General features: G+C 71.3%; 11 protein-coding genes. 7 read left to right on the top strand and 4 right to left on the bottom strand.

Going from position 1 to position 14,613, the window contains the following annotated elements; translation table 11 throughout:
* The first annotated feature begins 2 nt into the window (after nt 1-2).
* The 4 genes from E4J16_RS01515 (at nt 3) to E4J16_RS01500 (ending at nt 5,993) form a co-directional block, all read left to right on the top strand.
* The gene (locus tag E4J16_RS01515; RefSeq protein WP_136313059.1) at nt 3-1,331 is read left to right on the top strand and encodes an FtsX-like permease family protein; all 1,329 of its coding nucleotides are present in this window, start codon (nt 3-5) and stop codon (nt 1,329-1,331) included.
* A 130-nt stretch (nt 1,332-1,461) separates the two neighbouring features.
* Nucleotides 1,462-2,073, top strand: a complete 612-nt coding sequence (locus E4J16_RS01510; RefSeq protein ID WP_136192993.1) for an NAD(P)H-dependent oxidoreductase — start codon at nt 1,462-1,464, stop codon at nt 2,071-2,073.
* A 225-nt stretch (nt 2,074-2,298) separates the two neighbouring features.
* Complete coding sequence (locus E4J16_RS01505) at nt 2,299-4,257, top strand: ABC transporter transmembrane domain-containing protein (protein ID WP_240038215.1); 1,959 nt, start codon at nt 2,299-2,301, stop codon at nt 4,255-4,257.
* Entirely contained in the window at nt 4,257-5,993 is a 1,737-nt protein-coding gene (locus E4J16_RS01500; protein ID WP_136192994.1) for an ABC transporter ATP-binding protein, read from the top strand. Before E4J16_RS01505 ends, E4J16_RS01500 begins: the two co-directional genes overlap by 1 nt.
* A 223-nt stretch (nt 5,994-6,216) precedes the next feature.
* Here E4J16_RS01500 and E4J16_RS01495 read toward each other — a convergent pair whose 3' ends face one another.
* Nucleotides 6,217-6,819 carry a hypothetical protein gene (locus E4J16_RS01495; RefSeq protein WP_240038214.1) on the bottom strand — a complete coding sequence of 201 codons (603 nt, stop codon included), beginning with the start codon at nt 6,817-6,819 and terminating at the stop codon, nt 6,217-6,219.
* Between the two features lie 848 nt (nt 6,820-7,667).
* Here E4J16_RS01495 and E4J16_RS01490 point away from each other — a divergent pair.
* From E4J16_RS01490 to E4J16_RS01480, 3 genes are all read left to right on the top strand, one after another.
* Entirely contained in the window at nt 7,668-8,219 is a 552-nt protein-coding gene (locus tag E4J16_RS01490; RefSeq protein WP_240038213.1) for a phage holin family protein, read from the top strand.
* Nucleotides 8,216-8,626, top strand: a complete 411-nt coding sequence (locus E4J16_RS01485) for a hypothetical protein (RefSeq protein ID WP_136313058.1) — start codon at nt 8,216-8,218, stop codon at nt 8,624-8,626. Before E4J16_RS01490 ends, E4J16_RS01485 begins: the two co-directional genes overlap by 4 nt.
* Nucleotides 8,627-8,839: 213 nt before the next feature.
* A complete protein-coding gene (locus tag E4J16_RS01480; RefSeq protein WP_136192997.1) occupies nt 8,840-9,055 on the top strand; it encodes a DUF3073 domain-containing protein in 216 nt (71 codons plus the stop codon).
* A 214-nt stretch (nt 9,056-9,269) separates the two neighbouring features.
* Here the strand turns inward: E4J16_RS01480 and purM are convergent, their stop codons facing one another.
* Genes purM through E4J16_RS01465 form a run of 3 tightly spaced genes read right to left on the bottom strand, consistent with a single transcriptional unit; the run spans nt 9,270 to nt 14,480 of the window.
* Nucleotides 9,270-10,421, bottom strand: coding sequence for a phosphoribosylformylglycinamidine cyclo-ligase (gene purM / locus E4J16_RS01475; RefSeq protein WP_136192998.1), 1,152 nt, complete (start codon nt 10,419-10,421; stop codon nt 9,270-9,272).
* A complete protein-coding gene (purF, locus tag E4J16_RS01470) occupies nt 10,418-12,151 on the bottom strand; it encodes an amidophosphoribosyltransferase (RefSeq protein ID WP_204519910.1) in 1,734 nt (577 codons plus the stop codon). The genes purM and purF overlap by 4 nt, the downstream gene beginning before the upstream one ends.
* Nucleotides 12,152-12,185: 34 nt before the next feature.
* Entirely contained in the window at nt 12,186-14,480 is a 2,295-nt protein-coding gene (locus E4J16_RS01465; protein ID WP_136313056.1) for a bifunctional metallophosphatase/5'-nucleotidase, read from the bottom strand.
* Nucleotides 14,481-14,613: the final 133 nt, after the last annotated feature.

Raw genomic sequence — 14,613 nt, 5'->3', positions numbered from 1 at the left:
GCATGCGGCCCGTACCATCGCTCCTGCTCGCCGCACTGGTCGCTGCGGCCATAATCGTGATAGCGGTCGCCTTCACCCTCGCCGCCGGGGCCACCGGATCCGGTGCAGGCGGCGTCGGCGAGTCCGGCGGGAGCGGCCGCGCCGACTCATTGGCCGCCTACGGCGCGCACGGTCTGCTCTTGGGCCTCGGCGTCCTGACGGCCGCCGCGCTCGCGTTGCTCGTGGCCCTCACCTTCACGACCAGCTTGCGCAGGCGCTCCGACACGCTTGCGCTGCTGCGGGTGACCGGGGCGTCGACGCCGCTGCTCGCGGGGGCAGTGCTCACGCAGGCCCTCGCCGTCGGGATGCTGGGGGCAGCACTGGGCCTGCTCGGCACCCTGGGCGCCACCCGTCTCACAACCGGCACCGCCGCCCAGGTCCTTCCGCCTGGAGCTGATCCGCTGACGCTGCCGGCCGCCGTCACGGGGCTGTTGGCCACGCTGCTCGGTGCCGTGGTGCCCGCACTGCGCGTATCCGCGACGCCGCCCGGCCCGACGGCGCAGCCCGCCGCATCCCCGCAGAGCTCACTGCGCGTAGCCGGCATCATCGGCGTCGGGCTGGTGGCCCTGGGCGCGGTGGGCACCGCCGTCGCCTGGCGGGCCACGGGCCTGCCCCACCGCGTCGGCGTGCTGGGCGTCTCCGGTGCCGTGCTGCTCCTCGGCCTGCTAATCGGCCTGCCGGTGGCGATGCGCCCACTGACCGCCCTGCTCGGGCTGCCCGCCCTCCCCTCCTCCAGTGGTCGGCTGGCCGTGCGGCACCTGGCGGCGGCGCCCCGTGGTGCCGCCGCCATCGCTGCGGCGCCGACGCTGGCCGCCGCGGCGGTCGGCATCGGAGTTCCGCTGGCCGCCTCACTGCGTTCTCACGGGGCGAACGGCGCCGCTTCGGAGCATGCGGACACCGCGCTGGGCCTGGTGCCCGCACTGGCAACCTGCGTGGCCCTGCTCGCCGGCCTGTGCGCAGCCGGTGCGCTGGCGGCGGCCGCCGCCGCGAGACGGGAGGAGAACGACCTCATGGGGGTGGTCGGCATGAGCCGGGGCCAGCGCGCATCGCAGTTCTTGTGCGAATTCGCCCTCTCCGCAGCGGCCGGAGTCCTGCTGGGCGCGGCGGCCGGCGCTCTCCTGATGGGTGCCACCGGAGCCGTGCTGGCAGACCAGGGGCTCGGCGCGCTGACGGTTCCGTGGCGGCAGCTGCTGCTCCCCCTGGCCGTCGGGTGCGGTGCCGGCCTGCTGGCGGCGCCGACGTCCCTGCTGCGATTCATGTCTCCCCCGCCCGGTGACGGGATGCATGCATGACCCCGCACAGTCCGTTACCATGCCATTACCTACCCGTTAAGCCTGCATGATGCGGTAGGCGACCGTCGTCGTCACCCGTCGCGCACGGCCCCGGGTAGGACCAGCCCGCCCGCACCTGTTGAGGAATGCCATGGCGAAAACCACCATCTTCATCTTCCACCCCGACCTCAGTCAGTCCACCATCAACCTGCGCCTGGCGCAGGCTGCGGAGGGCCTCGACGGCGTCGAGATCCGCGACATGTACGCGCTGTACCCCGATTTCAACTTCGACATCGAGGCCGAGCAGGACCTGCTGGAGCGCACCGACCGGATCGTGCTGCAGTTCCCGATCCAGTGGTACTCCAGTCCGCCGTTGTTGAAGAAGTGGGAGGACGACGTCCTCACCTGGGGCTGGGCCTACGGCACCAACGGGGACGCCTTGCAGGGCAAGGAGCTGCTGCTGGCCGTGTCCGCCGGGGCAGTGGCCGCGCACTACCGGCGCTTCGACACCCGCCGCTCGGTGGCGGACGTGCTGTTCAGGCGGCGGCGGCGCGACCGGGATGCCGCATCCTCCGGCTACACCATGAACGACGTGCTGCGCCCCTTCCAGGCCACCAGCGTGATCATCGGGACCGACTACCTGGAGCCCTTCGTCACTCCGGGGGCGACCACCATGCACACGGCCGACCTGGAGGCGCGTGCCAAGGCCTACGCCCGGTACGTGACCTCCCGCAAGCTGCGCGTGCTCGACACCTACCAGTAGCGCCCGCCGCTCGGCCGGTGTCGGGGCCCGACACCGGCCGGCCACCGGCGCGGGCACCCCATCACGGCGCGGGCACCCCATCACGGCGCGGGCACCCCATCACGGCGCGGGCACCCCGGCATGGACTCGGACCCGCGCCGGCGCCTATTCCCGCCTTCGAAGCGTCCCTTCCCACACCGGTTGGGCGGCGCCCGTTTGCTCGGGGGCGGCTAGCCTCATGGCACCATGTCCGACTCCCGAATGCCCCGCACCGCCGTCCGACGGCTGCTGCCGCAGCCCGACGCCCCGCTCCCCCACCCGCCCGCCGGCGCGTCACCGGGGAGACTGTTGCGGTGGCTGCTGCGCCGTGCCGCCGCTCCGCTGGCAGTCGCCACCGCGGCGGCGATCGTCTCCAGCATCATCCAGGCGATCGTGCCGTCCTTCCTGGGCGCCGCCCTGGACGCGGGCATCGAGCACGGGCTGAACGGCCGCGTGTGGGCGATTGCGCTGACCCTGCTGGGGCTGTTCGTGGTCTACGCGGTGGGTGACACCCTGCTGTCCTACTTCCGTGTACACGGGTGGATGCGAATCAACTTCGACATCACGCGTCTGGTGGGGCGGCAGGTGTCCACCACCGGCGCCGACTTGTCCCGGCAGGTCTCCTCCGGGGAGGTCGCCTCGATCGTCGCCTCGGACGCCCAGTACATCGGAAACTTCGCCGAGCGGCTGCCGGAGCTGATCGGGTCCGCCTGCGCCTTCCTGGTGGTGGCGGTGGTCATGCTGAGCACGTCGGTACGGCTGGGCGTGATCGTGCTGGTGGGTATGCCGGTGGTGGCGTGGGCGATCACCCCGGTCATCCGGCCGCTGCAGCGGCGCCAGTCGGTGCAGCGGGAGGCGCAGTCGGCGCTTACCACCATCACCACGGACACGGTGGCGGGTCTGCGGATTCTGCGCGGGATCGGCGGAGAGGACGTGTTCGCCCGCCGCTACCGGGAGGCCTCCCAGGAGCTGCGGCGCCGCGGCGTCGCCGTCGCCGGGGCCCAGTCACTGTTGATGAGCCTGCAGGTGCTGCTGCCGGGACTGTTCGTCGCCGTCGTCGTGTGGGCGGCGGCCCGCATGGCCATCACCGGGGCGCTCACCGCCGGTGAGCTGGTCACCTTCTACGGCTACACCGCCTACCTTTCCTGGCCACTGATGGTCTTCTCCTACTCGGTGCAGGACTTCACGCGGGCGCTGGTCGGCAGTCGGCGCCTGGCGCGCCTGCTCGCGGTTGCACCCGCGGCCGGCACGGTCTCGGAGCGGCTCGCGCTGGACCCGACGCGTGCTGCACCCGTGGAAGGCGAGCTGGTGGACTCCGCCTCCGGGGTGGTGCTGGCGCCGGGGCGCATGACCGCTCTCGTCGCCGCCGATCCGGATGTCTCGGCCGCGCTGGCCACCCGGCTGGGTCGCTTCGACGACGCCGCCCCCGCCGTCACACTCGCCGGACGCCCCCTGGCCGGCATGCCCTTGGACCAGGTCCGCGCCTCGGTCGTGGTCTCGGGGGCGACGGCGCAGCTGTTCACGGGCACGCTGCGCGAGGCACTGGACGTGCGCGGCGGGACGGCGCCCGCACCGGTGGACGTGGACACGCTGGTCGCCGCCGAGCGCGAACGGGTGGGCGTGGCCGATGTGGACCAGAACGTGCATGCGGTGCTCACCGAGGCGCCCGGTGATGAGCGCCTGCTCGACGTGCTGGAGGTGGCCGACGCCCACGACGTGCTGTCGTCACTGGATCTTGGCCTGGCGGGCATGATCACCGAACGGGGCCGGTCGCTGTCCGGCGGGCAGCGCCAGCGGGTGGCGCTGGCACGGGCGCTGCTGACGCAGGCGCCGACGCTGGTACTGATCGAGCCGACCAGCGCGCTGGACTCGCATACGGAGGCCCGGGTGGCGCGCCGGGTGCGCGCCTCCCGCGCGGGGCACACCACGATCGTCACCACCGCGTCCCCGCTGGTGCTGGAGGTCTGCGATGAGGTCGTCTTCCTCGACGACGCCGGCCGCGAGCGCCTGCGCGCCCCGCACCGGGAGCTGCTGGCCCGCGCCCGGGCCGGTGACCCGGAGGCCGCCGCCTACCGCGCCGTCGTCGCCCGCGCCACCGGGGAGGACACGGTCCCGGAGCGTTCCCCGCAGGACGCCGTCGTCCCGTCCGGGGAGGTGACCCACTGATGGCACTGCCTGTAGCCCCCGGCAAGGTGGCCATGCGCAAGACCTTCGGCATCATGGCCTCCTACCGCATGCGCTTCGTGTGGGTGCTGGTATTGCAGATCACTGCGGTGCTGGCCACCCTGGTGGCCCCGCAGCTGCTGGGTCGGCTGGTGACTCGCGTTTCCGCCGGCACCGCCACCGTCGACTATGTGGACAAGATCGTCCTGGTGATCGTGTTGGTCACGCTCGTCGGGGCAATGATCAACCGCTTCGCCCAGCTGCGTGCACGCACGCTCGGGGAGTCGGTGTTCGCCGACCTGCGTGAGCGGATGATGACCCGCGTGGTGCACCTGCCCCTGTCGGCGGTGGAGTCCGCGGGGACCGGCGATCTGGTGGGCAGGACCACCAATGACGTGTCCCGCATCGAGTTCCTGGTGCGGGTGGGCGTGCCCCAGATCATGGTGTGTACGGTGACGATCGTGTTCACGATCGCCGCGGCGGCGGTATCGGATCCGCTGCTGGCGGCGGGGCTGCTGCTGGTGGGCCCTCCGGTTTGGGCGATGATGAGCTGGTACTTGCCGATCTCGGTGCCCGCCTACCGTGCCGGCTCTGCCGCCGATGCGCGAGTCAACGGCGTCGTCTCGGAGACTGTGGACCACGCCTTTACGGTTGACGCCCTCGGTATCGGCCGCCGCCGGGAGGAGGTCATCGCCGCGTCGATCGCGGAGGCCTGGAGCCTGGAGAAGTTCACCGCCTGGCTGCGACTGCGCCTGTACCTGGTGCTGGACGTGGCCTGGCGCGCGCCGGTGGTGGTGATCCTGCTGTGGGGCGGGTTCCTGGCCTCCCGCGGCTGGGCGAGCCTGGGGGCGATCACCACCGTGACCCTGTACGCCATGGAGCTGCGCAAGCCGATCGGCCAGCTCATGTACTGGATCGACCAGGTGCAGGTTTCGCAGGCCTCGCTCACGCGCATCCTGGGCGTGGAGGAGGTGCCCGAGGACCGTACTCCCACCGGGGCCGTGCCTGCGGACACGCGTATGCGTCTGCGCGATGTCCGCTTCGCCTACCGCCGGGGCGTGGAGGTGCTGCACGGCATCGACCTGGACCTGGTGCCCGGGGAGCGGCTCGCCGTCGTCGGCCCGTCGGGCTCGGGCAAGTCGACGCTGGGCCGCATGCTGGCCGGCATCAACCCGCCCACGGACGGCTCGGTGACGGTGGGCGGGGTGCCGCTGACCGATCTGACCGAGGCGGAGTTGCGTCGGCATGTTGCCCTGGTGACGCAGGAACAGCACGTGTTCGCTGGCACGATCGCCGACAACGTGCGCCTGGGTCGCCCCGATGCCGACGACGCCACGATTGCCGGGGCGATCAAGGCCATCGGGGCCGACAAGTGGGTGGATGAGCTGCCCCACGGCATGCATACGGCGGTCGGTTCGGGGAACCTTCGACTCACCCCTGCGCAGGCCCAGGAAGTGGCGCTGGCGCGACTGGTCCTGCTGGACCCGCACACGCTGATCCTGGATGAGGCGACGTCGCTGCTGGACCCGCACGCGGCGCGCACCTTGGAGCGGACCCTGTCGACGGCGCTGGCGGGGCGCACGGTGATCGAGGTGGCGCACCGCCTTTACACGGCACAGGATGCGGATCGGGTCGCCGTCATGCTGGACGGAAGGATCGTGGAACTGGGCACGCACGATGAGCTGGTCGCCCTCGGCGGGGAGTATGCGAGCCTGTGGGAGGCGTGGTCCCAGGAGTAGGGCCGCTCTCCCTCCAGTGCACTTGGACCCCTGTGCCCCCGTTGGACCGCTGTCCTCCCGTTGGACCGCCGCGCCCCGTTGGACCGCTGTCCCCCCGTTGGACCGCTGTCCCCCCGTTGGACCCCTGCGCCCCCGTTGGACCGCTGTCCCCCCGTTGGACCGCCGTAGCCGCCGGTTACAGCGGTCCAAGCGCGCGTGAGCGGTCCAACTGGAACTGACCGCATCAGCGCAAAGGGCGGATACCAGCTCCAGCAAGGATCTCCAGCAGACCTTGTTCCCTCCAGGCGTCGTCCCAGAGCCAACGTACGACTCGCATGCCGGTAGCGCTCTCAATATCTAGCTCTCGCCGCCGCTCAGTGAGTAGGACCTCGTCCACCGGTCTGCCCGTCAACTCTCGCCCATATTTGACCCGACCGTCGAACTCCCCGATCACGCCGTGCTCAGGCCAGATGAAGTCGACCCGTCCAAGCAGCCCGCCGTGCTGATCCCGCACCGGCTCCTGCAAAGTAGGCATGGGGAGGTGATGTTCGATCATCACCGCCCGGCTCAGGCTCTCTCCCGGTGACTCGGCATTCGGATCGGTCACCTCGATCGTCCGGTACAGCCTTGGGCGTCCCCGCGAGCGCTCCGGAGCCGCAGCGGCGATATCCTCCTTCGTCACTCGGCCGGCTCTCATCATGGCGTCAAAGCCGGCCAATACGTCACGCAGTGGGCGGCACCGCCCGAGATCCGCAAGGGTCTGCGCAACTGACGCCACCGGGACGCCGTCGTCCAGCACGGTCTGGAAGCCGCGTCCGGCACGCAGCGTACGAATCCCAGACGACATTCTTCCACCGTCGCGCCCAGGCCGCACCACCTGCACCTGCTGAGGAATCGCTCCTACAAGAGGGATGCCGTGCATCACGGCCGCAGACTCCCTGGCCAGTACGGCACCATCCAGTGCCCCAGTGAGTCGGGCAGCGATCACCCTGACCCGATGCGCCTGCTGTCTACTCAAACTGCTGAACTCACTTCGCCGCACATAGACACCGCGACGGATACGAATGAGTTCCCCTCCCGAACGCACGGCTTCTCGAGCGAGAGCGTCGCTACGCCGCCCCTGTACGGTGAGATCCGAAGACAGAATGATCGGAATCGGTGAAGTCCACATGTCTCCACTGTGCCCCCAGGCAGTGGCGCGCGTCCGAAGGCCTGTGAATGCGGCGAGCGGCACCCTGCGCGAACGCGGCCTGTGGACCTTGGTGGACTTCGGTGACGTGGCAACCCTCCGCACAGGAAAGCGAGTACCGTGCCGTTGGACCCCTGCGCCCCCGTTGGACCGCTGCGCCCCCGTTGGACCGCCGTAGCCGCCGGTTACAGCGGTCCAACCGCGCGTGAGCGGTCCAACCGCGCGTGAGCGGTCCAACCGCGCGTGAGCGGTCCAACCGCGCGTGAGCGGTCCAACCGCGCGTGAGCGGTCCAAGTAGGTCCCCGGAGGCGCACTCCCCCAGGGACAGGGGCCGGGCTCGGAGTAGCGGGTGCCCACACCGATGATCAGCGCACTCCCCCAGGGACAGGGGCCGGGCAACGACCACACCGACGCGCCTCAACGTCACCATTCGGTTGCACTGCCACTGCTGCGGGGGAAATCAGACGGTTACGCAGGACTGGTCAGCTGCCGCCCAGCCCCGGCATGTGAGATTCTGGTCCGAGGAGTGGGAGCGGCCCGTCCGCAGTCCCCAGCAGTCCACCAGTAGGCACAAGAAGGTCGGTTCCATGAGCCAGCAGGCCCAACACCCCAACCAACCCCCGTCAATGCCCCCGCGGCCGGCCTCCGCGACCACATCGCCGACGCTCAGCGAGCTCGTCGGGCGGATCTCGGACAACATCTCCGCCCTCGTACACGGAGAAATCGACCTGGCCAAGGCCAAGGGCAAGCGCATGGCCGCCACTATGGGGGTCGGCGGTGCGCTGCTGGCGGTCGCCGGGGTCGTAGCCCTGTACGGCGTGGGCTTCCTACTGAGCGCCATCGTTGAGCTCATCGCTCTGGCCCTACCGGTGTGGGCGGCCAAGCTCATCGTCACCGTGGTACTGCTGCTCACGGCCGCAATCGCCGCGCTGCTGGGGGTCAAGCGCCTCCAGGCGGCCAAGGCGGACGTGCCCGACCCGAAGGGCGCCCTCCAGAACGACCTGAACACCGTCAAGTCCGCCGCCGCCGTCGGCTTCGAGAAGGGCAACCAGAAGTGAGTGAGAAGAATCCGACACCCGCGCCCACGCCGGAGGAGATCGAGACCCGGCTCGCCGCCCTGCGCGCCTCGGTAGCGGACGACGTCGAAGAGCTCGCCCTCCGCCTGGCGCCTGAGGCACTCAAGACGGCCGCCCGCACCACGGCCGAGGCCACCGTGGCGGATCTGCGTGAACGCGCCCAGTCGACCGCCGCGGGTCTGAAGGCGCGAGTACAGGGACAGGACGCGCCGTCTCCGGCCGCCGCCACGCCGACGGCGGGAGGCGGCGCCTCGGTCATCGCTCGGGCTCAGCGCCTCTTCGACGACGCCCGCGACGGCGATCCGCAGGCGCTGGCGATCGTGACCGGCGTGGCCGCCGCGCTTGTCGGCCTGAGCGCATTCGCCCTGGTCAAGGCCCTGCGCCGCTAGTACCACCGGCGCCACCGCACAACCCGGCGCCGGGTCCTCCCGGCCCTCATCCAGCCGCCGCCGAGCGTCATCCGTGGGGCTTACCACGGGCGACGTGCTGTCGCTCGAATGGTGTTCCGGCGCGGCAACGATGTACGGTTGGGCCACGACACATTTGCCCAATTGATGCGCGCCCACGGCGCGCCCAGAGACACGTTGGAGGGGGTCGAGCCTATGGGGCGCGGCCGTCAGAAGGCCAAGGCGACCAAGGTCGCCCGCAAGCTCAAGTACTTCAGCCCGGAGACCGACTACGCGGCGCTCGAACGCGAACTCGCTACGGCCTCCTCCGCGGCATCCCCCGACTCTCAATCCGACGAGGACATGTACGAGGAGCTTGCCGCCAAGTACGCCGTCGACGACGACTGGGACGACGAGGCCGACGACGCCTGACGCCCGGGCGCGCCGCCGCAACCGCGGTGGGCTGCCGGTACCCGCGTATGGCGACTTCGCCGACGGGCGTGCACATCCATGCCCGAGTGCAAGCCGCACGTAGGGTGCTGCGCCCTCAGTGCGCGTATTCGGGGCCGCGGCGGCACGGCGGCGGCGGGCGTACCCTCGTGCAGCGCGCCCGCCGGGCTCCACGCGCCCTTCGGGACGCGCAGCCTTATGCGGTCCGGTAGGTCCCGCGCAGGTCCACGCCGCCCCCGTCAACACCCTTAGTGCCGGCGACTACCCGCCCCTGCGGCGTGTAGTCGGCGGAGTCGTTGACGCCGCCCAGCACCCAGGCGGGCATCCCCGCCGCCTCGGCGCCGTGCAGGACCTCGTCCACCGCGTCGGCCGCAACCACGGCCACCATGCCCACCCCCAGGTTGAGGGTGCTCTCCAGGTCATCCCACGGCACCGCGCCGAGTCGGCGCACGACGTCGAAGACTGCCGGCACCGTCCAGCTGCCGCGGTCCACATCGGCCACCGTCCCGGCGGGCAGCACGCGGGCGAGGTTGGCGCCCAGCCCGCCGCCGGTGACATGGGCCAGGGCGCGAATGCGCAACCGGTCCGGGTCGGCGTCGGCGGGGTCGATCTGGGCGATGAGGTCCAGCAGCACCCGCGTGTACAGGCGCGTGGGCTCCAACAGCTCCTGTCCGAGGGTGCGGCCGAACTCGGGCACCTCCCGGTCCAGCCGCCAGTCGGCCTGCTCCACAACCCGCCGCACCAGTGAGTATCCGTTGGAGTGCAGGCCGGAAGCGGCCAGGGCCACGAGCACGTCCCCGGGCCGCACCCGTTGCGCGCCCAGCGTCCGGTCGGCCTCAACCACGCCGGTGGCCGCGCCGGCGACGTCGTACTCCTCCGGGCCCATCAGCCCGGGGTGCTCGGCGGTCTCCCCACCGAGCAGGGGAGTGCCGACGGCGGCGCAGGCCTGGGCGACGCCGCGCACGATATCGGCGATGCGCTGCGGCACCACCTTCCCGCAGGCGATGTAGTCGGTCATCAGCAGGGGGCGGGCGCCAACCACCACGATGTCGTCGATGACCATGCCGACCAGGTCCTGGCCGATGGTGTCGTGGACGTCCAGGGCCTGGGCGATGGCTACCTTGGTGCCCACGCCATCGGTGGACGTGGCCAGCAGGGGACGGCGGTAGGCGCGCAGCTCGGAGACGTCGACCATTCCGGCGAATCCGCCCACCTCCCCGACGACGGCGGGCGTCATCGTGGCGGCGACGGACGCCTTCATCAGCTCCACCGCCCGGTCCCCGGCGGCCGTGTCGACGCCGGCGGAGGCGTAAGTGATGGGGGCGGGTGCGTCCGCGCTCTGGCTCATCGGGAGGTTCCTTCCGGTTCGGTGGCGGGGCTGGACTCGGCGCCGGTGGTGGCGGCGTCGGGGGCCTGGTGGGGACTGCCGGCGCTCAAGTCCGGGCGGGTCACCCGGCGCGTGGCCGGTTCGGCGTCGGCGCCCGCGCCGTTGCGGCGCCGGTAGACGCCGGGCACCCGGGCCACTGCGGGGGTTCCCGGCAGCGGGCCCTTAGTCGGCGGGGCGATGGGGTAGTCGCCGGTGAAGCAGGCGGAGCACAGCGAGTCTCCGCTCTGCCCGGAGGCGGCGACCATGCCGTCCACGGACAGGTACCCGAGGGAGTCGGCGCCGATGGAGTCCCGGATCTCCTCCACGCTCATCCCGGTGGCGATGAGCTCGGCGCGGGTGGCGAAGTCGATGCCGTAGTAGCAGGGCCACAGCACCGGCGGGGAGGAGATGCGCACATGCACCTGCGCGGCCCCGGCCTCCCGCAGCATACGCACCAGGGCGCGCTGGGTATTGCCGCGCACAATCGAGTCGTCGACGACGATCAATCGCTTGCCGGCGATGACCTCCCGCACCGGGTTCAGCTTGAGGCGGATGCCGAGCTGGCGCAGGGTCTGGGTGGGCTGAATGAAGGTCCGGCCCACATAGGTGTTCTTCACCAGCCCCTGCCCGTAGGGGATACCGGAGGCCTGGGCGTAGCCGATGGCGGCCGGTGTACCGGACTCGGGGGTGGCGATCACCAGGTCGGCCTCCACCGGGTGCTCACGCGCCAGGGCCGCCCCCATGGCGTTGCGGGCGGCGATGACGGAGCGGCCGGCGATGCGCGTGTCCGGGCGGGCCAGGTAGACGTACTCGAAGACACAGCCGGCCCGGCGTGGCGTGGCGAAGTGGGTGGAGCGCACGCCGTCGGCGTCGATCTCGATGAGTTCCCCGGGTTCGATCTCGCGGACGAAGGCGGCGCCGATGATGTCCAGGGCGGCGCTCTCCGAGGCGACCACCCAGCCGCGCTGCAGGCGGCCGAGCACGAGGGGCCGTACCCCGTGCGGGTCACGGGCGGCGTAAAGGGTGTGCTCATCCATGAACACCAGGGAGAAGGCGCCGCGCAGCATCGGCAGCACGCGCAGGGCGGTCGCGGAGATGCTCAGCGGCGGTTCGGCGGCGGCCGCCGGCAGGTACAGGGGGGTGTCGGCGTCGACGGCGTCGTAGTCCCAGGCGTCCACCCGGCCACGCTGGGAGACCAGCTCCATGAGGGCGGCGATCACGGCGGTGTCGGTGGAGGAGCCGCGGCCGAGCTCGCCGGTGAGGTCCTCCCCGCTGGTGCGCTGCACCGCCTCCATCAGCTCGCGGGTGTTGGTGAGGTTGCCGTTGTGGGTCAGCGCCAGGGTGGAGCCGGCCACCGGCCCCAGCATCGGCTGCGCGTTCTCCCACGTGCCCGCACCCTGGGTGGCATAGCGGACGTGGCCGACGGCGAGGTGCCCGGTGAGGCTGGACAGGGTGCCGTCGTCGAATATCTGGGAAACCAGCCCCAGGTCCTTGTAGACCAGGATGTTGGTGCCGTCGGTGGAGGCGATGCCGGCGGCCTCCTGGCCCCGGTGCTGGAGGGCGTACAGGCCGAAGTAGGTCAGGCGGGAGGCCTCCTCCCCCGGCGCCCAGACGCCGAAGACGCCGCACTCCTCACCTACGGGCCGCTCGACGTCGCCAGTGGCGATCGGGCGGGCGGGCGAAGTGGTCGGGGCGGGGTCACCGAAGCTCACCGTCGCATCATCCCACAACCCCGCCCCGTACGGCCTAGTCGCGTCGACGGGCGGTCAGCAGGGCGCCTCCACCCATCAGCCCGAGGGCGAGCACCCCGAGGACGATCGGGGCGCCGGTGCGGGCCAGGCCGCCGTTCGAGCCGCGGTGCGGCGCGGACGTCCCAGGCGCGACCGGGGATGCGGTGGGCGTCCCCGCCGCACCGGGTCCCGCCCCTGCCGACGCGCCCGCCGTCGCGGTGGGTGTCGGCGCCGTCGTCTCCCCTGGGACCGGGCGCGTGACCTGGGCGGTGATGGCGAGCGTCCGGGTGGTGCCGTCGGCGCCGGTGACGGCGAAGGAGACGGTTGCGCACGTGGTGCTCACGCCGTCGACCGTGCAGTCCTGGGTGGCGACGCCGTCGGGGAGCGTGAAGGCGAGGGTCGCCTGGCCGGTCTCGGGCAGGCCCGGGGTGACCGACTGGTCGATGTCGCTCGTCGCCAGTGTGCGGGTGGTGCCGTCGGCCATGGCGACGGTGGCGGCGATCGAGGTGGCGGCGTCACCCACGCCCTGCTCGGCGGTGGCCGAATAGCTCAGGCCGGTGAAGCGGGCCGTCACGGTGTCGCCGTCGACGGCGAGGGAGGTGCCGACCTGGTGCTTGTCGTAGGAGGCGGTGGCCGGGGAGATGCGCACCAGGTACTCGGAGGTGACCGTGCGGTCGAGGATGCCGGTGTTGATCATCGTCTTGCCACCGAGGGTGTCGAAGTTGTCGCCGCCGGCCAGGAGGAAGGTGTTGGAGGCGACGGTGACGCTCGCGGCGTCGTCGAGCAGCTTCCCGTCGATGTAGACGGCGTCGATGACCCGGGAGCGGGCGTCGGCGATGTCGTCGGCGAGGCTCGTCAGGAGCGCGTTCCTCTCCTCCTCGGAGGGGGCGGTGGAGATCTGCGTGAAGTAGTCCTCGAGCTGGTCGGCGGCGTCCTGGTCGAGGTAGACCTCGACGTTGTCCGACACCCCGAGCATGAGGGCGGCGCGCGTCGTCGTCGGCTGGAACTGCTCGGCGAGGACCTGCTTGACCTCGGCGCCCGTGTAGGTCGCGTAGGCCATCTCGTTGCCGAAGGGCTGCACCATGTAGGCCTCCCCCGCGGTGAGCTCGCCGGCGAGGTAGTCGGCGCGCACGCCGCCGGGGTTCATCAGCCCGATCGCGTAGTCGGTGGCCGGCTGGATGTCCTCGGCCAGCCAGGCGGCGAAGGACGTGGCGATGAGGTTGGAGGCGGTGGACTCGGTGGAGCGGTTGGCGCCGTAGTCCGTGCCGTCGTTGGTACCGCGGTAGAAGTTCGAGTCGAGGGTGGCGATGACCTCATTGCCCGCCGCCTCCGAGTCCGCCTTCGCCTTGGCGACGATCCCGGCCACGCCGTAGGCGTCGGTGGTGCAGTCGGACTCCGCCAGGTCGAGGTTGCGGGCGGTGGCGGCGGTGACGCCCTTGGTGCCGTCCGCGGCGGTGGTCACCGTCAGGGTGATCTCGCCGAGCTTGAGGCCGTAGTGGTCGGGCTGGACGACGGCGATGTCCGTACCGTCGGTCGACTTGACGACGTCGGCGAAGGGCACGTGGGTGTGGCCGGCGACGACGGCGTCGACGGCACCGTTGAACTGGTTGCCGTAGATGGCGGCGTCCTCGTGGGCCAGGACCACGACGACGTCGGCCTCGCCGTTGGCGGCGTCACCGTCCTTGAGCTCCCGGGCGCGCGCGTTGGCGGTGGCGGTCGCGTCTAAGACCGTGAGGCCCTCGAGCGCGGACTTGGACACCAGGCTGGGCAGCTCCTCAGTGACGACGCCGATGAAGCCGACCCTGACGCCGTCGACCTCGGTGACCCAGGCGCCGTTGCCGGAGCCCTCGGCGGTCAGGGCCGCATTGCCGGTGACGTTGGCGGACAGGACCGGGGCGCTGAAGGCGGGCAGTAGGCGGTCGGCGAGGTCCGTGATTCCCTTGTCGAACTCGTGGTTGCCGGCGCTGGTGACGTCCAGGCCGATGGCGTTGAGGACGTCGATGGTGGGCTGGTCGTCGAGTACGGAGGAGATGTAGGCGCTGCCGCCGACGTTGTCTCCGTTGGAGACGAGCAGCGTGCTGGGGTTGCGTGTGCGGGCGGCGGCGACCTCGCAGGCCAGGGTGACGGCGCCGGGCTCATCGCTGGTGGTCTCGATGTGTCCGTGCAGGTCGGTGATGCCGAGGATGTTCAGTGTGGTGGTTGTGCCGGCGGGTTCCGCGGCGGCGGTGACCGGGGTGGCGAGTGCCGGCGTGAGGGCACCCAGGGCGAGGGCCGCGGTGAAGGCGGCCAGGCGGCGGTAGAGGTGTGGCATGAGTAGTCTCGGGAGGTCAGTGGGGCGGAGGACCCGGCAAGTGTAGCGCCCTTCACATCACCGTGTGCTCCAAGAGCTCCCTCCCCCCTCCGCCGAGGTCGGTAGAAGTTACATGCCGAGATCGGTAGAAGTT

This window comes from Actinomyces procaprae (genome assembly GCF_004798665.1).
GTDB classification, from domain to species: Bacteria; Actinomycetota; Actinomycetes; order Actinomycetales; family Actinomycetaceae; genus Actinomyces; species Actinomyces procaprae.
The sequence above is the reverse complement of the archived record's forward strand: the minus strand, read 5'-3'. Positions and strand labels throughout refer to the sequence as shown.